The 24,845-nt window shown below is 38.1% G+C and carries 22 protein-coding genes and 2 pseudogenes; 7 read left to right on the top strand and 17 right to left on the bottom strand.

All coding sequences use genetic code 11. The features are described 5' to 3' along the window. Positions 1–53: 53 nt before the first annotated feature. The 14 genes from ACE1CC_RS30820 to ACE1CC_RS30755 all read right to left on the bottom strand — a co-directional run bounded on the left by ACE1CC_RS30820 (position 54) and on the right by ACE1CC_RS30755 (position 15,779). The gene (locus tag ACE1CC_RS30820) at positions 54–1,121 is read right to left on the bottom strand and encodes an NAD-dependent epimerase/dehydratase family protein (RefSeq protein WP_413274254.1); all 1,068 of its coding nucleotides are present in this window, start codon (positions 1,119–1,121) and stop codon (positions 54–56) included. 35 nt (positions 1,122–1,156) lie between these two features. Beyond that, a complete protein-coding gene (locus tag ACE1CC_RS30815) occupies positions 1,157–1,828 on the bottom strand; it encodes a class I SAM-dependent methyltransferase (RefSeq protein ID WP_413274253.1) in 672 nt (223 codons plus the stop codon). Positions 1,829–1,854: 26 nt separating this feature from the next. Further along, positions 1,855–3,171 carry a glycosyltransferase gene (locus ACE1CC_RS30810; RefSeq protein WP_413274252.1) on the bottom strand — a complete coding sequence of 439 codons (1,317 nt, stop codon included), beginning with the start codon at positions 3,169–3,171 and terminating at the stop codon, positions 1,855–1,857. Between the two features lie 48 nt (positions 3,172–3,219). Further along, positions 3,220–4,284, bottom strand: a complete 1,065-nt coding sequence (locus ACE1CC_RS30805; RefSeq protein WP_413274251.1) for an NAD-dependent epimerase/dehydratase family protein — start codon at positions 4,282–4,284, stop codon at positions 3,220–3,222. A 71-nt stretch (positions 4,285–4,355) separates the two neighbouring features. Then, on the bottom strand, positions 4,356–4,634 hold the full coding sequence (locus tag ACE1CC_RS30800; RefSeq protein WP_413274250.1) for a hypothetical protein: 279 nt from the start codon (positions 4,632–4,634) through the stop codon (positions 4,356–4,358). Between the two features lie 23 nt (positions 4,635–4,657). Then, positions 4,658–5,755 (bottom strand): glycosyltransferase family 9 protein, encoded by a 1,098-nt coding sequence (locus ACE1CC_RS30795; RefSeq protein WP_413274249.1) that lies wholly within the window; start codon positions 5,753–5,755, stop codon positions 4,658–4,660. Positions 5,756–5,803: 48 nt separating this feature from the next. Then, positions 5,804–6,991, bottom strand: a complete 1,188-nt coding sequence (locus ACE1CC_RS30790; protein ID WP_413274248.1) for a glycosyltransferase — start codon at positions 6,989–6,991, stop codon at positions 5,804–5,806. A 7-nt stretch (positions 6,992–6,998) separates the two neighbouring features. After that, positions 6,999–7,778, bottom strand: a complete 780-nt coding sequence (locus tag ACE1CC_RS30785) for a class I SAM-dependent methyltransferase (RefSeq protein ID WP_413274247.1) — start codon at positions 7,776–7,778, stop codon at positions 6,999–7,001. Positions 7,779–7,795: 17 nt separating this feature from the next. Beyond that, entirely contained in the window at positions 7,796–8,755 is a 960-nt protein-coding gene (locus ACE1CC_RS30780) for a glycosyltransferase family 2 protein (RefSeq protein WP_413274246.1), read from the bottom strand. 60 nt (positions 8,756–8,815) lie between these two features. After that, the gene (locus tag ACE1CC_RS30775; protein ID WP_413274245.1) at positions 8,816–10,594 is read right to left on the bottom strand and encodes a hypothetical protein; all 1,779 of its coding nucleotides are present in this window, start codon (positions 10,592–10,594) and stop codon (positions 8,816–8,818) included. A 4-nt stretch (positions 10,595–10,598) separates the two neighbouring features. Beyond that, positions 10,599–11,273: a class I SAM-dependent methyltransferase gene (locus tag ACE1CC_RS30770; protein ID WP_413274244.1), complete on the bottom strand. Its 675-nt coding sequence runs from the start codon at positions 11,271–11,273 to the stop codon at positions 10,599–10,601. 23 nt (positions 11,274–11,296) lie between these two features. Continuing rightward, positions 11,297–12,502: a glycosyltransferase family 2 protein gene (locus ACE1CC_RS30765; protein WP_413274243.1), complete on the bottom strand. Its 1,206-nt coding sequence runs from the start codon at positions 12,500–12,502 to the stop codon at positions 11,297–11,299. Between the two features lie 183 nt (positions 12,503–12,685). Continuing rightward, positions 12,686–14,950: a CHASE2 domain-containing protein gene (locus ACE1CC_RS30760; protein ID WP_413274242.1), complete on the bottom strand. Its 2,265-nt coding sequence runs from the start codon at positions 14,948–14,950 to the stop codon at positions 12,686–12,688. A 31-nt stretch (positions 14,951–14,981) separates the two neighbouring features. After that, entirely contained in the window at positions 14,982–15,779 is a 798-nt protein-coding gene (locus ACE1CC_RS30755) for a DUF928 domain-containing protein (protein WP_413274241.1), read from the bottom strand. 116 nt (positions 15,780–15,895) lie between these two features. Between ACE1CC_RS30755 and ACE1CC_RS30750 the strand changes: the two genes are divergently transcribed. Beyond that, complete coding sequence (locus ACE1CC_RS30750; RefSeq protein ID WP_413274240.1) at positions 15,896–16,792, top strand: alpha/beta fold hydrolase; 897 nt, start codon at positions 15,896–15,898, stop codon at positions 16,790–16,792. A gap of 63 nt (positions 16,793–16,855) precedes the next feature. On the opposite strand, the gene ccmS is transcribed toward ACE1CC_RS30750, so the two are convergent. After that, positions 16,856–17,287, bottom strand: coding sequence for a beta-carboxysome assembly chaperone CcmS (gene ccmS / locus ACE1CC_RS30745; protein ID WP_413274239.1), 432 nt, complete (start codon positions 17,285–17,287; stop codon positions 16,856–16,858). Positions 17,288–17,870: 583 nt separating this feature from the next. Between ccmS and aroC the strand changes: the two genes are divergently transcribed. The 4 genes and pseudogenes from aroC to ACE1CC_RS30725 all read left to right on the top strand — a co-directional run. Then, positions 17,871–18,983 (top strand): chorismate synthase, encoded by a 1,113-nt coding sequence (gene aroC / locus ACE1CC_RS30740; RefSeq protein WP_413274238.1) that lies wholly within the window; start codon positions 17,871–17,873, stop codon positions 18,981–18,983. Further along, complete coding sequence (locus ACE1CC_RS30735; protein ID WP_413274237.1) at positions 18,973–19,827, top strand: MBL fold metallo-hydrolase; 855 nt, start codon at positions 18,973–18,975, stop codon at positions 19,825–19,827. Before aroC ends, ACE1CC_RS30735 begins: the two co-directional genes overlap by 11 nt. A gap of 84 nt (positions 19,828–19,911) precedes the next feature. Beyond that, positions 19,912–20,187: pseudogene (locus ACE1CC_RS30730) on the top strand (cytochrome P450); the annotation flags it as partial. After that, a pseudogene (locus ACE1CC_RS30725) lies at positions 20,180–20,486 on the top strand (cytochrome P450); the annotation flags it as partial. The pseudogenes ACE1CC_RS30730 and ACE1CC_RS30725, both read left to right, overlap by 8 nt. Positions 20,487–20,575: 89 nt before the next feature. Here ACE1CC_RS30725 and ACE1CC_RS30720 read toward each other — a convergent pair. Beyond that, positions 20,576–21,442, bottom strand: a complete 867-nt coding sequence (locus ACE1CC_RS30720) for a phosphate/phosphite/phosphonate ABC transporter substrate-binding protein (RefSeq protein WP_413274234.1) — start codon at positions 21,440–21,442, stop codon at positions 20,576–20,578. Between the two features lie 110 nt (positions 21,443–21,552). Here ACE1CC_RS30720 and ACE1CC_RS30715 point away from each other — a divergent pair, with 110 nt between their 5' ends. Continuing rightward, entirely contained in the window at positions 21,553–22,452 is a 900-nt protein-coding gene (locus ACE1CC_RS30715) for a c-type heme family protein (protein WP_413274233.1), read from the top strand. Between the two features lie 23 nt (positions 22,453–22,475). Here the strand turns inward: ACE1CC_RS30715 and ACE1CC_RS30710 are convergent, their stop codons facing one another. Continuing rightward, a complete protein-coding gene (locus ACE1CC_RS30710) occupies positions 22,476–23,717 on the bottom strand; it encodes an adenylate/guanylate cyclase domain-containing protein (protein ID WP_413274232.1) in 1,242 nt (413 codons plus the stop codon). A gap of 340 nt (positions 23,718–24,057) precedes the next feature. Between ACE1CC_RS30710 and ACE1CC_RS30705 the strand changes: the two genes are divergently transcribed. Next, a complete protein-coding gene (locus ACE1CC_RS30705; RefSeq protein WP_413274231.1) occupies positions 24,058–24,735 on the top strand; it encodes an arylesterase in 678 nt (225 codons plus the stop codon). The last annotated feature ends 110 nt before the right edge of the window (positions 24,736–24,845 follow it).

Raw genomic sequence — 24,845 nt, 5'->3', positions numbered from 1 at the left:
GACATTTTTTTAGCGATAATTTGCTAACTTATAGCATTATAATTAACATTTAATCACCCAAATATATTATTTACTATGTCTTTATATTTGTGAATCCATTCATAAATTTCTCTTAAGGTATTCTCAGCATTTCTTTTGGGTGTCCATCCTGTAGTTTCTGTAATCTTTCGAGAATCTGTAATATAAATCGGTACATCTCCAGTGCGTGTTTCGACTACTGGGGTAATAGGTATCTCATACCCAGTAATTTTTTGGCAAAGCTGAGTTGTTTCATAGAGGGAAAGTGTATTTTCCACCCCACCACCAACATTAAAAGTTTTCCCTTTTAATTCTTCAAACCTTTGAATTTGGATATCTATTAAATCCAATAAATCTGCAATATGCAAAAAGTCTCTTACCTGCTTACCTGTCCCGCCATAGCCGATATATTTAAGCGACTTTTGAAAATAGTGAAATGCCATCCATAAAGCAAATACGCCTTGATCGACTTTCCCCATTTGCCAAGGCCCTGTCAGCACGCCACAGCGATTTATTAAAGTTCTGATTCCATAAGCATCGGCATATTCAGCTATTAACAATTCCGCAGCTAATTTGGTTGCGCCATAGAGAGATCTAGCTCCATCAAGGGGAAATTCTTCGGAGATTCCTTGACTCGATACACCCGGTAAAGATTGCTCATCTAACAGTTGAAAACGAGTTTCTGTTTCTGTATATTTTAAAGTGCTCAGATGCGCGATCGGATAAACTCGACTCGTAGACAAAAAAATAAAATCTGCCTGAGTTTGTCTAGCTAATTCCAAGCAATTTATAGTTCCTACCAAGTTAGTTTGGAGAACATAACCAGGAGAATTATATCCAGCTAATACCGATGGTTCTGCGGAACATTCTAAAATTAAATCTGGTTTTAGTGCGATCGGATCGAGGTCTTCTATATTTCTAACATCGCCGTGAATAAATTCAATTCCTGCCTGCTTCAATCTCGGCAAATTTAGTTCCGAACCCCGTCGTTTTAAGTTATCCAAAGCAATAATTTTCCAGTCGGAATAGCGTTCAGCTAAACCTAATCCCAAACAACTACCAACAAAACCTGCGCCTCCTGTAATTAAAACTCTTCTGCTCACTTTCTTTGCCTCTTAAATTATTATCGCTTTCGTCTCTAAAACTGCTTTGATGCCTGAATAAACATCTGTCCACCTAAAAACTGCCAAGCAAAGGGTAACTTGAGATACAAGCTCAAAAGTTTAGGCGAACTTGGTCTACCTTTTGTTGAATAAGGCAAGAATTTGGGAATTAAAACTTTAATTTTAAAACCAATAGCTTCTAGTACTTCTTTGAGAGAAAGATGCGTGATTGGTAATTGGTGATCGATAAAGTCATAGTATTCTTTAACTGAGTACTTAAAATTTGGCTGTATAATTAATAAAGAACCTCCAGGATTTAGGTGATTGAAACAGAACAATAAAACCTTGATTAAATCTTCTTTACTGTTTAAATGTTCAAAAAAGTTGGAAACAAAAATTATATCATACTGTTTTTTCAGTACCTTTGGCTCCTGGATGTTGAGAACATTAACGTTAAATATTGTTACATTAGGATCGGCAAATAGTTGAGAATCTGGGTTCAAATCTATAAGATATTTTTCTCTAGCCTTAACTTGATTGATGAATTCACAGTACCCTCCGCCTATATCTAAAACAACTGATTCCGGGTCTATATACTTTTGTAAAAACTCGTCAGTTAAAGTTTTCCACAAAGCAATTTTTGCTTTTCTTTGGTGGGGATCAAAACGATTTGAGTAGAGTTTTTTCAAATATTCTTCTTGGTTCATGGGTTAAATTTAAAGTTTTCACTAGGTTAGTTGGTTTTTATCCTTATATTACTGTGAGAATGCGGGCGAATATAGTCTCCTCTAGACAGCCATTTTTCCAGAAAGACGTACAAGACGATAAACAAGTAACGACTGCCCATTTCTTTGATTTTCAATTTGGAAATTCCGGTTTTGCGATTGCGCCATATAATCGGTGTTGTTGTATAAGAATAACCTCTAACGATCGCTTTGAGTGGAATTTCCACCGTTAAGTTGAAATGGTGAGATAACAGCGGAGATACTCCATCAATTACTTCTCTTCTGTAGGCTTTAAAAGCATTGGTTGTATCATTAAATTTTAAGCCAAATAAGACTTGAACAAACAAATTAGCAAGGCGATTGATCGTCAACTTATGAGCCGGATAATCAATCACTTTACCACCTTTAATAAATCGGGAACCGAAGACACAATCGTAGCCTTGTTGCAGCTTGTAATAGTAATCAACTAAATTTTCTGGAGCATCAGAATTATCTGCCATCATAATGGCTACAGCATTTCCTTGAAAATTTTCTAAGCCGCAGCGCACGGCAAAGCCAAAGCCATTAGGATAATAGTTGTTGATATAACGCACTTTGCTATTTTCCGAATTTAGCTGTTGCAAAATTTCTTCAGTACGATCGCGACTATTATCATTTACCACCAGAATTTCGTAATCAATATTATGCTCTTCTAATAACTTGCTAATAGAATGAACTGTTTCTACAATTGAACCTTCTTCGTTATAAGCCGGAATTACCACCGATAGCAGTTTAATGTTACCGGAATTTGGCGAGTGCGATCGACTCTTTTCACCGGAAGAAGGTCTTTGTAAATTAGATCTATCTGCTAAAGCAGGCTCTAAACCCTCTGGGTAATAAAGTTCAGAATCCTGGCTATTTGGAGCATTAGTGCGAGTTTTAAATACTAATTTATCACTGATTAAATAGTTGATTGAAGCACTTACCACTACGCCAACTAAGGTATTAATTGCATAGTTTACTTTCAGCCAATCCAAAACAGGAAATATCACAAAAATGCGAGCAATGACAGATGCACCTGCGGACAAATGGTAAAGGGGAAGCTGCTTCAACAAAACTTCTCGAACTGTCCAAGCACCTCCCGGCCAAACCCAAATCCGGTAAATAAAGAAACTAAATAATAATGATATTTCAATGGCAATTACGTTAGCAATATTTCGCAAAACAGGTGTGTTTAATCCCAGTTGCTCAATCATCCAATATATAAGCAACAGATTGACTAGTGCTGCTAGTCCACCCCCCAAAAGAAACTTAAATACCCGCCCACGAAATAAGTTTGCTAACATCTTTGTCAATTTATAAACAACCAATTCAAACTTTCAATTCCCTTACATTTATACCCATCGACTAACATTTTGGGTATAGATTTCTTTCAAAATCTCCTTTATCCCATAAGTTAAGTTCCATTCTGGGTAATGGTTTTTAAACTTTTGGATATCGCTAATCCACCAGATGTGATCGCCAATTCTATTTGTTTCTTCATAAACCCAATGCAGTTTTTTATCAGTTATTGCCTCACAATGTAGAATTGCTTCTAACATTGAGCAATTGCTAAAACGGCTTCCCCCAATGTTGTATACCTCAGCGACGCGAGGATTTTGGTAGAAATGATCAAAGGCATTCACCAAATCGTAACTGTGAATATTATCCCGCACCTGTTTGCCTTTATAGCCGTAAATTTTGTAAGGTTTACCGAGCATTGTACACTTCATTAAGTAAGATAAAAATCCGTGTAATTCTGCTCCCGAATGGCTAGGGCCTGTTAAACAACCGCCCCTAAAGCTAGCAGTTTTGATGCCAAAGTAACGACCATATTCTTGAACGAGTAAATCAGCAGCTACTTTAGAAACTCCAAACAAAGAGTGCTTGCATTGATCGATACTCATACTCTCATCAATACCTTGGTTATATTGATGATTTTCGTCAATTTCCCAACGAAACTCTTGCTCAATTAAAGGTAAATAATTTGGGGAATCTCCGTAAACTTTGTTAGTTGAACAGAAGATGAATACAGCATCTGGGCAAATGTTGCGGGTATTTTCTAGTAATACTAAAGTACCGTTAGCGTTGACAGTAAAATCGGTGTGGGGATCGCTAGCAGCCCAGTCGTGCGAAGGTTGAGCGGCTGTATGAATTATCAGACTAATATCTTTATTGTAGGTATTAAATAAATTAGAAACTGCTTCTTGATCGCGAATATCAATAGAATGATGAATATACTTTTCTCCATATTTTTCTAGCAAGCGATCGCGATTCCATTCTGTAGAAGCACCTTTGCCAAAAAAAGTTTCCCTCATATTGTTGTCTATACCGACAACTGTATAACCTTTATCGCAGAAAAAACGTACTGATTCCGAACCAATTAGACCAGCAGATCCTGTTACGAGAATAACCGTCATAATATCTTTATTTACTCCGTTAAAAATTAGATGCAGTCCACTGGCAATACAGGTTTGACAGTTTGTTGATATTAGCATCCCATGTTAGCGATCGTACTCGCTCCCAGCCGTTTTTGGCTTTCTTCATCATCCAACAAACGTAAAACGGCATTTTCCATCCCATCAATATCATCGACATTGCATAATATGGCTGGCTGTTCATTAGCTCCTCCTGTGCCATAGACATCAAAATACACAGTTGGGTTTTTTGTCAAGACCCGGCTCATAACTGCACTTAGCTGATTTAAACCATAACGCGCAGTCCAGTTTCCCCTAAAAGCCACCCGATTTTGCTTTTGGGCTATCTCCATAAAACTCAATTACATCATATTGATTAAATTTTTAATAAATTAGCAATAACTTTTCTCACCTCGGTTGGAGTATAAACCTCAAGGCGATCGCCTTCCTTACCAAATATGTGGCATACTCCCTCATATCCCCACTGTGCTGCGTGCTGTTTCGTTGAGCTAAAACAGTCGCCCAGCAAAACCACCGTAGGAATTGAGAAAGCAGCAGCAGCGTGCATCAACATACTAGAGTTACAGATTACCAAATCAGCAGCGGCAACCAAAGCGAAACTTTCTCTTAGGGTCAGATCTCCAGCCAGACTTTTAACTAACGGGGAAAGGTTTGCTAATTGTTTGCCAGCCTCGCGGTCTTGTTTGCCTCCAAGGATAATAACTTCTAAGTTGCCAATTTCCGTCAGCATTTTTACTAGCTCTGCATAATTTTCTAAGGGCCAGCACTTTTCGAGAAAACCACCACCAGGGCCAATAACTATCCGTTTCTCTGTAGACCGAGTTTTTATCGACCACCGACGCTGACCCGCTTCTACTTCACTCGCACTCAGAAATATCTGCGGTCTGCATTCTGGGAGTTCAGTCGCCCCCAACAGTTCGGCAAAACGAAGAGCCGATCGCCCTACCTGTTCGTACTCGTTATACTCAACGTATTGTTGTACTGCCGTATGTCCGCCTGCATATCCCTTCACACCCAAACGATAGGGAATGCCCGATCGCATCATCAACAACGAACCAAAATAACTTCCTAAAACATCAATCCCTATATCAAAGCGCCGTTTTGCTAACTCCTGACTTTCGGAAGAAAAAGCAATGTAATTGAGTGCATCCCGCCAGCTTTTATTAGGAATAAATTTATTGTGCCAAGGTGCATTAACTGTTAGTATTTCTGAAATATAGGGATTTAGTTTGAGAATTTCCACATTCCAATTACCAACTCCTGCCACAATATGAGCATCGGGAAATCGTCGTTTTAAAGCCTCGAAAAGCGGCGTGATTATCAAAAGATCGCCGATATCGTTATTTCTTAACACCAAAATCGATTTTGGTATTTCAGGGATCTTTTTTGAGGAGCTTATGAAATTGGTTGCTAACCAAATCGCTCCATCAGCAAATTTTCTTTTCGCAGACATATTTTTTTGCTAGGTATTATAACCGGATTAGGCGGCAAGGAATAAATTTTAACTTTGCAAGATGTTCCATAGTTGTTGAGCAGTTTTATACAAGTCATACTGATGGAAAAGTAGATGGCAATCTTCTCCAGCTTTTTTAGTTGCTTCAGGATTTTGCCAAAAATACAAAATTTTCTCAAACCATGCAGAGCGATCGTCACTCTTAATTCGGTACTCAGCATTAGTTTGAACTTCTTTCATACTAGAGTTATCTCCACACAAACATAATCTTTTTGCAGAGCCAGCCTCTAAGATTGGTAAACCAAAGCCTTCACTCAAACTGGGATAAACTGTAAATTCAGTTAATCGATAAAGAGAAGCTAAATCTGGATAATCTATAATTGGTAATGGGATGATAGCAGCCCTAACAGAATTTCTTTTCATAGCTTCCCTTATTCCAAAATCTCTTTGAATTATTTGCTCTGTTAATCCAACTAATACACAGCGAAATGAAGGATCGGCATCGTAAATTTGTCCACAAACTTCCAACAGCATAGCAACATTTTTTCTCCCCGCAAAACCACCTACATAGAGGACAAAACGGTGAGGTAAATTAAACTTGTTCTGCACTAATAAGTTATTACTCTCTTGATACTTAGTAATACACCAGCTAGGTACAGGATGTTGCATAATCATTATTCTATCCAAAGAAGTACCAAATTCCTGGTGAACGTGATTTTTAACAAATTTTGTGTAAACTATTAAATTCTTTGCTCTAGTTACTAACCACTCTTCCCATTTGACAAACATTGGACGAAATGGTAGCCGCCCTCGCAAATTCCACCAAGGACGGTGGGGATAGATACTGTCTTGTTCGGAAACAATTCTCCAAACTAGGTCTGGAACAAGTACTACATTTTGGCTAAGATTTCCATAGTTGTAAAAGTACGGAATAAAGTGTCGAGAGTTAGGGAAAAATTTCTTAATTTTTTTAGTTACTGCCAAACCCCAAGCTAAACGTCCCAAGTAGTCAGGCGATCGATTTTTAAAATCAATTGTAATCCACTGAACATCCAAATTCTCAAGTCCAAATATTTGAGGACGAAATGACTTTTCTACAAAAACAGCTATTGACTTAGTATATCCAAGCTCTTGCAACCCGCGTAAAAGTTCAGCAGTCACCAGCCCTAAACCAGTTGCAGGATAACTCAAACGGTAGCCATCAATAGTTACAGAAATTTTTGTTTCTTTAGTCATTTTTAATTCAAATTAATTTGCGAAATATTTTCGTATCAATCCGATCTGTATCCTCTACTGCCAATCCTGCTTTCTGAGAAATAATCTTTAAGGAATTACCTGTAAAGAAAAACAAATGAAACCTTGTATACTCACAAGCATAATTGTAACAATGTGTTGTATGTATCATAATTCCGTCATCTTTAAGCAAAGAAGACATAAAAGATAAAGTTTGATCTGGGTAACGCAAATGTTCCAAAACATCGTTTGAGATAATGCCATCAAATTTCATTGATTTAAGCAATTCCACATCATTAATTATGTAATTACTCTTTTCATCCTTTGCATAAGGTTCAAATCCAAATAATTGATAACCCTTAGAACGGGCGTATTCTATGCTTTTAGACCATTTTCCACACCCAAAATTTAGATAAATTCCTTCTTTTTTAGGATTTAAGTAATCAAACGTTCTGATCTCTGATTCCGTAGAGTCTCCTTCATTAAAACAGGAGTAATGTTCTACATATTCTTGTTCTAAAGCTTGTGGAGATAAAGCTAGCATTCTTTGAGTTCCAAATATTACTCCACAGTCGGGGCATTCATGCCTTAAAAGTTTACCTCCGCCAAAGATACATCGGGTTACATAAGGTTTAAATTTTTCAGTTTCGCCAGAAAAATTGCAGATTGGACAATTTAAATTCATCGAGGGATTTAAATCATCAATTATTTCATTTAAAAGCCAACGGCTAGCAATCCTAATTTGCCTTATTTTGCGAATTATTTTTTCTCTGGTTATTTGTTTTGACATCTATTTTTACTTTTTGATTAATTTTTATTAAAATCTTTGCTTTGATATGAATCTAATTTATTGGGAAACTGCCACGTTTGGATCAGCAAGTTCAACACAGATTTGATTCCCAGACGAGTTTTAACTGTGTATCCTAGCATTGTATCTTGACAAATTGAGCGTCGTGACAAATAAAGAATTGACCACATTATATTTTGAAGTGAAGGCTCAATCCATAAAGCATTGACGAATAGAACATACATAGTAGACTCCAAGAGATTTTGGAGTTGCTTGACATTAGAGAATCTATTTTCTGATAGCGCATAATGCCAAATAAATGTCGCATCCGAATAAGAAATCTTCCAGCCATATTTACGGAGAACTTTACCCCAAAGATACCACAAAGGCCCAAAAGTGTAAGTTTCGTCGTAGCGCAAACCTTGGTCAAATATTTGTCGAGGATACACAGAAGAACCATCGGCTATAGCCGCACAATCTGATGGATCTTTGGGAGTGCAGCCACAGCCACTTCGATGCAACTCAGGAGGACAAAGCAAAGGAGCGTTAGGCTCGTTGTAATTGCGTTCTGGAAAAATCCAAACTCTTTGACGATCGCTTTCCACAACCTCTAAAATCCTCTCAACATAATCTTGGGGGTGTGTATGATCGTCATCGCCTGACAGAATATGTGTACCTCGACAATTTAAACTAGCATGATTGCGATTTGCATATAGTCCCCGGCGTGGCCCTTTAGTATAAACACAGTTAAATTGTTTAGCTAAGTCTTCTATTTTTGGTGCATAGTTTTCATCGGAATCATCTGATACTACTATTTCAAATGGGGCGACAGTTTGAGAGCGCCAACTTTTCAAACAGCGTTCTAAACTCTCTGGTCTATTCCTAGTCACTAAGGCAACACTAAGGCGAACTTGCGAAGAATCCGTTTGCTTATGCTGTGTCAAATATTCTGGTTTTCCTTGGTTATAAAAATTCATCATTGAGCATCCTAGACTTTGAATTCAACTGAATATTCGTCCACACCTAATAATTTTATTAGCTTACAAACCCTTCAGATCCGAATATAAAATATCAACTGCGACTTCCTCATCTTTAGGAGTTTTCACTTTAATCCACTTAGTAGCTTGGGGAAACCTCTGCTTTATTTGCAATACCATTTTACTATCACTTTCAAAAGATTTAGAAATCACCAAAATCAATCTCAAATCTTTTGAGCTTGTAAATTTTGATGCTCCTCTGAGGTTAGCTCCCTCTGTACCATGAGTTTGAACTAGAGGCCCCCACGCATCAACTAGCGGAAGCGTTCGCTGCTTCATTTCTAACCAGGCTCCGAAAGGTGCAGGCTCATCCAAAGCTAAGACCACAATATCTTGAGGTGACTTGACCACAGAGTTAATCTGCTCTACTACTGATTTAACATTAACTTTAGATAAAACCGGAACATAAAGTTTATTTGCTGTTGTAATGTAATGCTCTCCTATTCTTTCAAAAACTCCGTTTCTAGCAAAATTACCAACTGTGAAAAGATTAGGAAAAATGAAAAAAAGTATTAATATAATAACTGCCAAAAATTTAGCTGCTCGTTTATGATTATTTTTGAAATAATGTATATAAGCACTTACTAAAAGTATTTGAGTAAATATAAAGAACGCTGACACATATCGGATATTATGAACGATAAAGTTAAATCCCACTTTACCTGTTAAGTAGCCTAGTAGTAAAAAGGGAACAAAAGTAACACAACAGCATAGAATGAATACACTTTTGTCGTAAAGCTTACGGGAGTACAAAAGTAACCAGATAACAACTACTGTTCCGGGAATACCTGCGATCGCTAAGGGAATTTCTCTTTCTCCTGGCCCCCAAGATGCAAAGAAAGGGATGACTCGATCGCTAAAGTAAATCAGGTGCATTAGTCCGCCATAAGCCTGAAAAAGAGCTAGCCCGATCGAACCTAAAAATGAGCATAGCAACCCAAATCCTTTTGTTGCAGGTGAGCCAAAACCGAAATTGTTATACTGAGAAACTGCAATGTTTGAGTTACTAAGAAGCAGATTTAGAAGAGTAAGACTAAAAAAAGGTAGTAATAAGCAAGCCGTACATACTCCTACTAAAAGTAATCGCTTTTTTAATGTATATTGAGAACTGAAAAATAAAAAACAGATATTAAGATATAGTAAAACTCCTAAAGAGACTGTAAAAGCAGAATATTTTAACCAGTAAACTGAACCTAGAAGTATGCCGATTATACTTGAATTAATTAGAATATGTCTGTAGCTGAATTGGTTTGACTGAAAGCAGGAGCTAATGTACAGTGCATAAACAAATAGCCAGGGCATAATCGCAAAAGGGAGGACATCTCCAATTAGCTCTGTTAGATTGGCGATCGTAATAGAATATATAGGTAATATCAAAGAAATTACTAATTTCGTCTGAAAATTAGCTTTGATTACATCTGCTAATTTCAACCAGCCTATACAGCCTAATAAAAACAATAAGTATGTTGTTAATTTAGCAGCAATTCCTAAAGGTAAACCTATTGCTATTAAGGGTAAGAAAAAAAATGGCACACCAGGAGGCCACCAAACTGTCCAAGCTTGCACGTCCTTTGATAAATCATTAGGACTAGGTAAAACCAGTGCATTGAGTAAAGTAGATTCTCCTCTCAACCACTGTTGGACAGATTTAATTTGAAATGCTGCATCTGCATCTATTCGGAAAGGATGGATTAAACTGAGGGTGAAAAGTAATGTCACCAAGAATAAAACTATTAAGTAGGGTACAGATCGGCGATCGCTATATGTTGAAAACTTCATCATAATTTTAATTTTGAATGTAAAAAAATAAATTAGATACAAATCCCAGCAGCTTGAAATGCCTGGTATAAACCTTCGCTTTATTTGGAATCATAGATAAAAGTTCTTTTTCAGACAACAAATTTAAATTTTCTTCTTTAGCATAAAACTCTTTGCCAAGCCATTTAAGAACAGTGCGAAACCAAGAGGGGGGAAGCCAGTGAACAAGCGGTAATACTGTATGAAATTCTATAGGATACCAGCGATTTGGAGTGGTGATACAACAGGTGCGACCAACACGACATAGTTCTTGAACAAAAGCTTCTTGCCTAGCACGACTCCCTATATGCTCAATTACAGCAAAACTTACTACCAAATCAAAACTTTTGTCGGGAAATGGTAGGCTTAGACCATCAGCTTTAATATATTTTAAACCTGGATAATCTTGTTCTAGAAAAGAGGCATCTTCTAGACCAACAGCAGTTATTTTATCAGAATAAGGATATAACTTTTCAAAAAAATTTGAGTCTTCCCGTCTATCAGAAGTAACTCCTACATCCAAAACTCTAGTTTTGTTTGTAGGTTGTGTTATTCGCATCAAGGAAGCAAACATTTTTTTCCGGGCATACCAAGATACTTTACTAACAAATCCACCAATGTTAGGTTGAATATACGGGCTAGAATCATTCTTAATTTTAGTCATTTTACCTCGATTTAAAGTAAATGTTATATTTCTGGTGTTTTTACTGACATCGCTGAAATAAAAAGAGAAGAGAAAACCGTGCCAAACCCTATAATTACTAAAGTTGCACCAAAAGATGCCCATTCTGGATTTGGCAAAGGTAACAAATTTGACTTAATCCATTCAATTACTAATAATATTAATATAGTTCCTCCTATTAATATCATACCCGTACCCAACAAAATACCAATTTCTAGTTTGAAAAATCTATAAAACTTTTGAATTGTTTTGTTTGATTTATCAAATCTCCGGCTCCAAGAATAGGTTTTTACGTGCAAACCTAAACTCAATATATTAAAACCAACTACACTAAATATTGTTGCAAATATTCCTGTGGAATTACCAAGAGGTCTGCCTTCGTATTTAACTAGTGCTAGCAATGTAACTATATGAATTAATATGCCTATCCCCAAAAGAACAAAACCAGGCAACAAAAACACCTTGTTTGGACAATAAAGCAACATCATCCTTAAACTGCGCCATCCATCTCGAAATGTGCGTAGTTTGGACTGCCCCTTGCGATTATGTAGTTTAATTGGAACTTCGGCTATTTTTAGTTCAGCTAAACCAGCATTAATTACTAATTCTAAGTTAAATTCCATGCCCGGACTTACGGGTTGAATTAAATCGTAAGCTTTCCGACTAAACCCCCTAAATCCACAATATACATCTGTATATTTCGTTCCAAACAAAGTATTTAAAATAGCTGTTAGTGCTGGATTACCGATAAAGCGATGGAGCAAAGGCATTGATTTATCTTCAAAGCCTTCGATGTATCGGCTACCAGTCACAAAATCATAGCCTTCGTTGATTAATTTTTCTAAGAATTGTGGAATTAAACGAAAATCGTAAGTATCATCTGCATCACCCATAATTAGGTAACTACCTCTAGCATGGGCAAAGCCTTTCAAGTAAGCATTACCGTAGCCGCGTAGCGATTGATGTACTACGCGAACACCCATACTTTCTGCAATTTCTACTGAGCTATCAGTTGAGCCATTGTCGCAGACAACTATTTCTCCGTTAATGTTGGCATTGGCAAAGGTTTCCTGAATTTTCTGAATGCAGATACCTATAGCCTCTTCTTCATTAAGACAAGGCATAACCACTGATACTAATGGTTTTTTTTCTCTCTCGTCCACTGGTGATTCTTTATAATTTAATAAATTATCATTGCTACTGCTAAACATTATTTATTTACCACAAGAAGAACTTATTAGGCAATAGGCCAATTTTGCAAACAACGTTCTAAACTCTCTGCTCTATTTTTAGTCACCAAGGCAACACTTAATCTAATTTGCTTTGATGGCGTTTGCATACAATTCCCAAAAACCTCCTGATTTTACTTATACACTTGGGTTTCTGCCAATTCCTTATTTAACCACATTATTTTCTATCTGCACTTCGCTATCGTTAAATATCTCCTTCAGTATTTCTCCCGCATCTGATGCTACGGTTGTCAAGCCTAGATAATAAATGTTTTCTTCATCTTGGGATTTCTTTAATACTTTGGCGTAGATATCTCCACTCAGCGATTTCTTTTCATAGTTAATCAATAAGTTTAACTTAATATTTTTAAATATCTCTAAGTTATGTTCTGTTTTGATTTCTGCACCTTTTATTTCTCTACCTTTGGTTGATAGTTTGACCAGACTTGCTTCGTACATTTCGTCATTTATATGCTTTCCTTCTAAAATTGTGTATTGTAACAAAATTTCCTCTTTTAATGGCAGGAGAATATTTTCTTCTTTCCGCAGATGCAGGTTGTATTTTCCATCGATTCCATCTACATCATAAATGGAAATTGGTTCGTTAAATCCTTTGGGTTGTACCTTCATCTCTGCATCTATTTTGACGATTTCTCCTGCATCTTTGAGGGTTGATTCGGAAATTAAAATTTGCCCACCTACTGTGTAGGATTCAATCCTCGCGGCTAAGTTTACATGATGTCCGACTACGCCGTATTTGGCTCGTTTTGTGGAACCAATATTTCCTACTACTACTTCACCAGTACTAATGCCAATTCCCATTTCGATTTTTGGTAATCCTAAACGCTCATTTTTCTTGTTTACACTGTCCATTGCTAATTGCATGGCTAGGGCACAAGCGATCGCTCTTTCTGCATCATCTTCTCTTTGCGTTGGCGCACCAAAAAGCACCAATATTGCATCTCCAATAAATTCATCGATCGTTCCCTGATACTTGACAATTTGATCTGCCATTTCCCCCAAATAAATATTTAACATGGAAACAACTGTTTCTGGCGCTAACTCTTCGGAAACTGAGGAAAAACCGCGCAAATCTGACATTAAAATTGTCACTTTTCGGCGTTCTCCACCAAGTTTAAATCCATCTGGTGATTCCAGCAAATTAGCTACTACTTCATCTGTAAGATAAAGACTAAACGTTTTCCGAATTTCTCCAGCAGTACGGGCAATATAGCTAATAATCACGCTTGCTGAGCCAACAAAAGCAACTACTGGCGGAATTACTGGAATCCACCAACCTTCTAAAAAAGCTAGATAACCTATTAAGAAAAAACCGCCTATTACTGACAATATACTAGCGGTTCTTTTTACAGAAAACTTGCCTACACCACCTCGATATCGCCACTGCCAAGTTAAAACTGCGCCTATGGTAGCACCAAATAATATCCACAACCACTCTAACCATTCTGGCAAAGTTTTAATTAACGGACGACCATCGATAACCGCACTTAAAATCATGCTAGTTAAATGAGCATGAATTTCTACCCCGGAAGTTCTTTGGGGAATGCCGACAAAATTGCTACTATAAGGCGTATATAATAGATCGTTTAAGCTGGCTGCTGTTGAACCAATTAAGACAATGCGTCCGCGCATTAAATCGCTAGAAATGCGATTTTTTAACACATCTATCAGCGAAACAATTTGAAAATTCCCCGCCCCACGAAAGTTTAATATTACCTGATATCCAGCTGCATCAGTACGAACATAACCGCCATCATTAGCTTCAAAAGGAACAAATACTACCTTTCCCAATCGCAAATAATTATTTTTCGCTCCTTTGGCAACTATACCCTCTTTTTTCAAATACATTAAAGCTAATTTCAAGCCCAAGCTTTCTACTTTACCAAGATATAAGAACTGTCGCCGGATTTTCCCATCTGTATCTAAAGGTAAGTCGTTAGCACTAATCTGTCTTTTTTTTTCTAAAATTGGCGGCGGATTTACTGCTGGGCCTCCTGCACCGCCTACGACTTTTTTAATGCCTATTAAATTAGGCGTAGTCCTATATAACTGTAATAATTTTTGATGCTCGGCTTCACTTCCTACAGGTAAATCCCGATAAATATCTAAACCTATGGCTCTAGGTCTTTGTTGTTTAATTTTCTGCAACAAGTCTACTAGAATCTTGTCTTTTATCGGCCATTGTTTTAATTCTTGGATGTCTGATTCATTTATTCCTACAATCACAATTCTAGAATCCCTAGCTTCTTTGGGACGCAACTGAAACATTTGATCGTATGCAGAAAATTCCAAAAACTGAAACAATCCCGCGAAACGTAAAGCAATTGCTAATAGAGTGACGCTTGGTACAGTAATTAATACTCCACGCCATTCCCAAATTAGCTGTTTTAGTTTAAGCTTAGAAAGCATATTAAATATACCAATTGGTAATCACTAAATCTTAGTTGGGTTTGGATGTACAGCAATCAAGCATTGGCTTTTCTACTAATACATTTAATCCGACAGAATCTAGAAGTTTCTTCCACTGATTTTTTAAATTTCGGTCATCCGGTTTCTGGCGAAGTAAGTCAACTAAAGTTGTTAAACTTTCGTGCCAAATACCTGCGGCTGCATACAAGGCTGGACGATCGCTTGGTGCCGCCTTTTCTAGTTTATTCACTAAATTAGGGTTCAATTGGATTCGCTCCACCCATCCGTCTACGATAACATTTCCACTTTTGTCTGGAAGTTCTTGGTTTGGGTTAGGTGGACAGATCATTGTGAGGAACCAATGATACATTTTACCCACCTCTAAAGGTGCGGATAATTCATTGTTGGGTAATCTAAAACTGACAATACCTGAATTAGACGGAACAGCAAGAGTTTTTTTGTAAATTACCTGACCATTTTCCCCGTCTAGCAGCTTAAATTCCAATGCTTCCGCTTTAGATTTGGGAACATACCAAAAGAATGTCGGATACCCTGTTAGGGTTAATCCTAAGTTATTTTGCGGCATTAAGGAAGTGAGAACTCCTGCACTTTCTATACAACCTCCTCGCGAAGCGCCTCCCGCAGTGGCAGAAGGTGCGCTTCTGTCTGGTGGCTGGTAACTCTGACTTACTTCCCAGGTTAAATTTTTGACTCTAGTTACTTGTTGATTTTGCCCCTTAACTTCTGTTATTAAGTAGGGAGCGATCGCTAATCCTAAACCCAGACTCACCAGCAAAGTCTTCCCAGTCAGAGCTAATTTCATATTCATGCTCGAATCTTCTTCTAATCTATTTACAAGATAGACTCTAGTTTGGCTTAAATTGCTCCTGAGTGTCAGCAATCTTTATTATCTCGGGCGATCGCATATCAGTTATACTAAACTCCATGTGGCCTTCTTTTCTTCCCAATTCCGTCGAGCAATTAACAGAATCTACCTCGATTGCTCTGGCACAAAATATCCAATATCAACCAATTTTCACTCCCTTGAGCGAACAACCAATTGGCACAAGTTATGTCAAATTGGGTACAAATGGAACCCCAATTTTATTACTTCATGGGTTCGATAGTTCAGTATTTGAATTCCGCCGCCTGCTACCCATTCTTGCCGAAAAACAGGAAACTTGGGCGATCGATCTCTTGGGTTTTGGCTTTACAGAAAGAAACCCATTACTTAGCTTTAGTCCTAGTGCGATCGCCACACATCTCTACTATTCCTGGAAAACTTTAATCAAACAACCAGTAATTTTAGTCGGCGCTTCTATGGGAGGTGCAGCAGCAATTGACTTTACTCTTACTTATCCCGAAGCAGTTAAAAATTTAATCTTAATTGATAGTGCAGGTTTCACCGCAGGCCCCGCAATGGGTAAATTTTTATTTCCACCTTTGGGTTATTTAGCTACTGAATTTTTACGGAATCCTCAAGTCCGTCAACGCATTAGCATCAACGCCTATTGTAACCCTACCTTTGCTTCGGTTGATGCTCAATTATGTGCCGCATTGCATTTACAAACCTCTGGTTGGGCACAAGCTTTAGTTGCTTTTACTAAAAGCGGAGGTTACGGTTCTTTTCGGCAAAAACTTAAAGATATTGGGCAACCAACTTTAATTTTATGGGGAGAATCTGACCGAATTTTGGGTGTTGCTGACGCGGAAAAATTTAAGAATGCGATCGCCAATAGCAAACTAATCTGGATCGCCAATTGTGGTCACGTACCCCACCTAGAAAAACCAGAACTTACTGCCCAACATATTTTCAACTTCATCGCCGAACCGGATGATTAGCAAGTTGAACAATTGCCGAGCTTTGCGGGAATGAATCAAATTTTTCTTTCTAAGTGCGATCGCTTATTCGATCGCTATTTGTTCGCACATCCTTTCTTCTAAATGTTCCAACAAAGTATTCACATCTTTCGCCACCTCAGCAAAACAATCAGGTGGTGAAGGTTCCGGTTCAAACTGCACCAACTTAATTTGACCACTACCAATGCCAATAATCAAAACTTCTTGCTTCGGATTATGTGCATCTAAAATGCCCAAAATTTCCTGAAGTTGATTTTCGACCTTTTGATTTAATGCTTCGATCGCATTTCTGGGGCAGTATACAAAATGCGGTGATGGTTCGAGATCGATACCCAAAGTATCTTCACTTTCTCCCCTTTGTTGCATTAACCCCCAAGCTAGGGCTGCTAATTCTTTCTGATTTTGCTTGACGAAATCATTTAACTGTTGTCGCCAGTTATTCGCGCCCTGATTTGACTGGGTACTACCAAACATCATAATTACTTGCGTTCTGTCGTTGCCAATGTTAATTCAAATTTCAACTCAGACTGTACTCGCCAAAGGTTAGCATAAATCTTCCATTGTTCGAGTAATTGTTTGTTTTGTTTCACAATCTACCACTTTGCCATCTGTGCCATTATTAATTACACAGATAGCATCGTTTTATCAAACAGGTGTTCGCTTTCACCCTCCCGCTAAAGCAAGGGAGGATCGAGAGCGTTTTTCTTGGTAGTTTCCCGGTTAAGTCTTAAGCTTTTGCTATCTTATCGGCTATTATCACCTCTGGAAGTATAATGCAAAACTACCATAAGCAATATTTGTGGAAATCTTGTCAGGAAACCAAAATACAGTCTATCAAACTAAGTCAATGCACCTGTAGCAGACAAAACAAACACAAACTAACATCATCAATATTAACGCCTATTTTCCACAGATCAATAATTGAGAGAAGATTTTTTCCTGATTTGCCCTCTGTCTTGAAAGCAGTTAGCTAAAATTTATTTAAGTTCAGCTACCCAGCCTGCAACCCCAAACACCAATCGCTGATAAAATCAAAGTTTTCGGCATCCTCAACAACATCATGGGTAACATTTTCGGACATTTATTTCGCATTACCACATTTGGTGAATCTCATGGCGGCGGAGTCGGAGTAGTCATTGACGGTTGTCCGCCACTACTAGAAATAACTCCGGCTGAAATTCAACAAGAATTAGACAGAAGACGACCTGGACAGAGTAAGATTACCACACCCCGTAAAGAAGCCGACAGCTGCGAAATTCTTTCCGGTGTTTTTGAAGGTAAAACATTAGGAACATCTATCACAATTTTGGTGAAAAATCAAGATACTCGACCCCAAGATTATGATGAAATGGCGGTAAAGTATCGTCCATCCCATGCTGATGCGACTTACGACGCGAAGTATGGGATTCGCAACTGGCAAGGCGGGGGGCGATCGTCGGCGCGAGAGACAATCGGGAGAGTGGCAGCGGGTGCGATCGCTAAAAAAATCCTGAAACAAATCGCTAAGACAGAGATTATCGGTTACGTTAAACGCATCAAAGACCTCGAAGGAGTCGTTGACCCCAACACAGTGACGATGGAACAAGTAGAAAGTAACATCGTTCGCTGTCCCGACTTAGAGTGTGCAGATCGGATGATTGAACTAATCGAGGAAGTCAGACGGCAAGGCGACTCGATCGGTGGGGTAGTAGAATGTGTGGCTCGCAACATTCCTCCCGGATTAGGTGAGCCAGTATTCGATAAACTAGAAGCAGACTTAGCAAAAGGTGTGATGTCCTTACCCGCCAGTAAAGGATTTGAAATTGGTTCCGGCTTTGCTGGTACTTTACTAACAGGCAGCGAACACAACGACGAATTTTATACTGACGCGGAAGGTCACATCCGAACCGTTACCAACCGATCGGGCGGTATCCAGGGTGGCATTTCCAACGGTGAAAATATCATCATCCGAGTAGCCTTTAAACCAACTGCTACGATCCGAAAAGAACAGCGTACTGTAACCCGTGAAGGAGAAGCAACCACCTTGGCAGCCAAAGGAAGACATGACCCTTGCGTACTACCTAGAGCAGTGCCTATGGTAGAAGCAATGGTTGCCTTAGTGTTGTGCGATCACCTTTTGCGGCAACAGGGGCAATGTGGCACCTTGAAATTTGAAGTAGCACATGGAAAATAGCCATTCTTCTGACGAATTTTTAGTTCAATTCTGGGGTGTCCGAGGTAGTATCCCCACCCCTGGAAACCAAACTGCGCGTTACGGAGGCAACACCTCCTGTATCGAAATGCGAATTGGCGGCAAACGCCTAATTTTCGATGGCGGTAGCGGCTTGCACGTTTTGGGTAGAGAACTACTCAAAACTATGCCCGTAGAAGCCTATATGTTCTTTACCCATTACCATTGGGATCATATTCAAGGCGTACCAATGTTTATCCCAGCTTTTGTTGAGGGTAATCATTTTCAAATTTATGGCGCGGTTCCCGATCAAAATGGCTCTTTAGAACAACATTTTATGGAGCGAGTGCTTCACCCCAATTCTCCAGTTCCTATTAAAGGAATGCAGGCGAATATAGAATTTTGTCATATTTCTTGCGGGGACAAATTTAAAATAGACGATATCATCATTGAAACAGGCCCCCTAAATCATCCAAATGGCGCAATGGGTTATCGCGTCACCTGGCAAGGACATTCGGTATTTTACTGCACGGATACAGAACATTATCCAGACCATATAGATGAAAGCGTGCTGCAATTAGCTAATAATGCAGACCTGTTAATTTACGATTCTATGTATACCGATGAGGAATATCATAATCCCAAATCTCCTAAAGTTGGCTGGGGTCACTCAACCTGGGAAGAAGGGGTAAAAGTATGCGAAGCGGCTGGAGTCAAAAGGTTTGTAAAATTTCATCACGAACCTGTTCATAGCGATGAGTTTCTCGATCGCCTCGAAGAAAAAATCCTGGCTGCCTCTCCTAATGCTGTATTAGCTAAAGAAGGAATGATTTTAAAAGTAGTTTAGGAGAATTATCAGTTGGAAATTGGCAAAGAGTTTACAATTTGAAATATCTACACTCTATATCTATTTTCCCTGGAATAACCAACGATGACTACTACAACTGGTAATTCTCGGACACTGCCTTTGCCACCCGGAAATTTTGGTTTGCCTTTGATTGGAGAAACAGTTGAGTTTCTTCGCGATCCAGATTTCATGGAAAAGCGGCAAAAGAAATACGGTTCTATTTTTAAAACCCGGATCTTTGGTGCTGATTCAATTGCGATCGTGGGAGCCGAGGCAAACCGTTTTATTCTCACCAATAATCAATATTTTGCTGTTATTTGGCCCCCAAGTACAAAAATTCTTTTGGGGCCGCATTCTTTACCAAATAGGTAGAACTCACGCTGATGAGTCGATTTATTATCAACCGGAAAAGTTTGACCCTGAGCGGTTTTCTCCTGAGAGAAGTGAGGATAAAAAACCTTTTAGTTATGTACATTTTGGCGGCGGAATGCGCGAATGTTTGGGTAAAGTTTTTGCTCAATTGGTGATGAAAGTGTTTGCTGTATATTTAGTTCGAGATTATAATTGGGAACTTTTACCTGAGCAAAATTTGGAATTGGTTAAGAATACCAACACCGCATCCGAAAGATGGTTTAAAGGTAAATTTCTGGCGTTTGTAAGTTTTGATAATTCGGTAATTGTTTTTCCAAACTGCGGATTAGGTAATTAAGTAAAATTGCTTTATTCGCAGATTTTACCTAACATCTACTTACATGGAAAATAACCGTGCAGGCTTTTCTCTAATATGAGCTTCTATAGATTTTACCCTGTTAATCATGTTGATTAATATTGTGTAATCAGACGGTGGAATATTAGGAATATAACCTGTATCTTGTGCTAGTTCAGAAGAAATTTCGGTCATAGCCTGTTTAATTTTTTGCTTTTGATTAGCTTTCACTTTAGGATTAATCAAAACTGCTCCTATAGGAATTTGACGGCTAATGTAAATAATCCGAAATTCTGTTGGCTTAAATTGGGAGCGATAAGTATTAAATTCTTCTTCCGATAAAGCCCCAGCTGCAACTTCTCCTTTAGAGATATATTCTAAAATGTCTTGGGGTGTTGGTGCTAAAATTATTTCCGCTAAGACTGCGCCATAAAGATCGTATAAAGGTATGTAATAATTAGTGGCAGATCCAGGCTGACCCAAGGCTATTTTCTGTTGAGCTAAATCTGCTAATTTTTGCATCGGACTTTGCTTCAGTACTATAAATACCGCTCGCAAAGTGTTATACCTGTTCTTTCCTTGTAGTGGAAACAAGGGTATGTAATTTGCTTGGGAAATTGCGATCGCAGCTAATCCCGGAGAAGCAAATACTAAATCCCAAGCTTGTCGCTTGATTTGTTCGATCGCCTTGATTTCATTGTAAGCAGGTTCTAATTCAATTAATGTATTCGTCTGCTTCTGTAAATAATCTACAAACCTACCGTATTCTTCAATAGAACGCACTCCTTCTCCATAAGAAACTATTCCAATAGTTAATTTAGTTAACTCTCTTCCTGAGTTAGTTCTAAAAACAGCACAACTTGCTAGGGACAATAAAATTTGCACTAACAGAAAACGACGTGAAAGCATAGATTTATCAGGATATCTTCAACTAAATTATCCTAACGATAGATTACCTTTGCATCTAAACTAAGATAGAATTTTAGTTAATTCTTATTTCAAATAAAGAAAAACCTCCAATGTTAAGAAACATTGATTTAAATAAGAAATTTACCTTAGTCTTAACCATAGTGTTTATGATTGGGGTCTTGTTAAGCGGTTTAGCTCTTTCTGCTATTTTAAATCGAAATGCAGAAAATGAAGTAACTACCCAAGCAGAAATGCTGATGCAAACAATGATTGCAGTGCGAAGTTATACAGATAAGCAAGTTAATCCTCTATTAGCAGCAAGATTAGATACAGATCCGCAGTTTATCCCCCAAACAGTACCAGGCTATTCTGCTAGAGAAGTATTTGAAAATCTACGTACAAGTAATAAGTATACAAGTTTATTTTATAAGGAAGCAACTCTCAATCCTACTAACTTACGAGATAAAGCTGATACTTTTGAAACTAAGTTAATTGAAAGTTTACGTAAAAATAAGAGCTTGAATGAATTGAGAGGTTATCGTCAAATAGGAAATGAAAATTTGTATTATATCGCCAAACCTTTGATTATTTCCGAAGCAAGTTGTTTAGTCTGTCATAGTACTCCAGAAGCAGCACCCAAGAGTCTTTTAGCCACTTACGGCAGTAAAAATGGCTTTGGTTGGAAGTTAAACGAAATAGTAGGAGCGCAGGTAATGTCCGTACCAGCTAGTCATATTCAACAAGCTGCTCAGCGTTCTTTTTTAATAGTAATGGCTGTGGTATTAACTGCCTTTGCTATAGCAATTTTAATTACTAATATTTTACTGAAAAAAGCAGTAGTTTACCCCATAAAACGTATAGTTAAAGTGGCAAATGAAGTCAGCACTGGCAATATGGAAGCTGAATTTGAACATAGTTCTAATGATGAAATAGGGATGCTGGCTATAGCATTTAATAGAATGAAAATTAGCCTTTCAATGGCTATGGATATGCTGCAACGTCGTAACTGAAACCAAACTAAAATCTAGCTATTTCAAGTATGATAAGATACTAAGTGGAGAGCCGAAGCTAGAAAAAAGGATTTATCTTCAGAGTTATCAGGTTTTGGATCGTGATTCATTTTAGACGTGACAATCTGACGAAACTCTTGAGATTCATGTGAATTAGGAATTTTGGCAGCTAAAGTATCAACCAGTTCGTACTGATTTAGTTTTGGATTAGAAGAGATAGTTTGTTTAATAATCAAGTTAGCCATAGGGCCAATTAATTTGGCTAATTCTATTTGGCAAAATTCTACAAAACTTGACTCAATTGTTGCTGGCGGTATAGTTTCTGGAACGGTGGTCTGAGGATTGGCAACTGGTGATGTAGCTTGAGTTTGTGTGCTGACTGGCAAATCTTGAGCTAGTTCTAGGATGTTTTTGGCTTCTTGATGAAATTGCTCTTGCAATTGTTCTGGGACAATAATTACTAAAGCTTTTAATAAATCCTCACGGGTAATTACTTGTTCTAGGGCTTGTTCGATCGCGAATTTAGCCATTGGCCCAATTCTCTGGATTAAAATTGATTCTAGCTGTTTTTGAACATTTGTCGATATGGTTAACTTAGGCGCGGGTGTTTGAGTGTCGGTAGATCCCAGATTCGGTGTCACCATAACTTGATTAATTGCAGCTGTTTCTGGGATATTTGTGATTTCCTTTGGTGGGGAAGCATCCTTAAGTGGTTGTGGTTGTTTATTGTTGTAGAGAACTTCAAATATAGGTACAGATCCTATGCCTTTTAAGTTGCGATCGCTATGTCTATGCGTCACCAAATTTGTGCTGCGAGAAAGGCGTACCAACACTTCTGTTGCTTCAGAAAGCAAGATTTGTCCAGCACTAGCAAGTGCAGCCACTCGCGCCGCATAATCTACTTCATGTCCAATAAAGCGTTCATCATCAGCCAAAGGACTTCCCGTGTGCATTCCGATCGTAACTTGTAGGGGCCCCAATGGTGTTGGTATTGGCTCATTAATGTGGCTGATTTGAATAATACTAGCCCACTGTACAGCTTCCACAGGATTAGCAAAGACCAGGAAAAAAGCATCACCAATAGTTTCTACCTTGCGACCTCCATAAGCAGCAATACTGCTTTCGACGCGATGGCGATGAGGTAATAAAATTGTGTCCCGATATATGCGGTTATTTTCGCTGATGTCTTTCCCTGGTAGCTTCAGCTTAATCGCTGTTGAGCTTACCAAGTCAGTAAACACCATTGTAATCACATTCTCAGACATAGCTGTATATTAGATTTTGGAGAACTTGCCGAATAGTGCATTTTCCAACATCACATCAATAGTTTTATACTGGGATGCTGATAAAAGCTACTATCCAACTAATCTAACTGATTCTGTCAATTACAGGAAAAGGAAAGTACTATTTTTATATTAGGCATTTCCAGAAATTAAAGGTGCCCTACCTGGAATCCTGGTAGAGACTTTGTATACAACGTCTCTACTTGTTTGGAGATATCTAGTAATTTTTATTCTGCAAGACTCCGGTTAAGCTGTGTTTGATTTTGTTAATAATTGATGAGAAAATGAGATTGATGTAATAGTAGCGATCGCTTTATTCAATATGAAAAAATATCGCTGGTTAAATTTCTTTATCTTGATGCTTTGTTCGTTGTTAGTTTTTACTAGTTGCAGCAACTATATTGATTCTGTCAAAAATCTGAAAGCAGGTGCAGGTAAACAAGTTATAGTTTTAGGAGATAGCATTGCTTCAGGTTATGGAGTAGAAGAAAAAGAAGCTTTTCCTAGTGTTTTGAGTCAGGAATTAGGTTTACCAATTATTAATCGTGGCGTGAGTGGTGATACCACAGACATGGGATTAAAACGCTTACAAACTGATGTAATTGCTGCTGAACCTTGGTTAGTAATTGTGGAACTTGGTGGTAATGATTTTTTAAGGAAATTTCCTAAGTCGGAGACGGAAAAAAACTTACGGCAAATTGTTACCTCAATTCAAGAAAAGTCAGCAATTGTTGTACTTTTGGGTATGAACTTAGGTTTATTTACTGATGAGTACAAAACCCTTTATCAGCGGGTAGCTAAGGAAACTAATGCTTATTTAATTCCCGAATCTTTAAAAGGCATTTTGGATAATCCACGTTATCGCCAAGAGGATTTTATTCATCCCAATGTTGAGGGTCATAAATTATTAGCCACTCGCGTTGCTACAGAATTAAAACCTCTATTAGCAAAAGCTTCTTGGCCTTCTGCTTTAATGCAGTTTCGCCCAATTAAAAAGTGAGGAATCGCACGCCAAGCTGTGATTAAATAAAATATTTTATCGTTTAGTTAAATTCTGTAACAAATGATTCGGTTTTCTTTTGCTACTTCTGCTTAGTGATTCTGGGCATT

The sequence above is a fragment of the Floridaenema aerugineum BLCC-F46 genome (genome assembly GCF_041929345.1).
GTDB lineage: Bacteria > Cyanobacteriota > Cyanobacteriia > Cyanobacteriales > Aerosakkonemataceae > Floridanema > Floridanema aerugineum.
The sequence above is the reverse complement of the archived record's forward strand: the minus strand, read 5'-3'. Positions and strand labels throughout refer to the sequence as shown.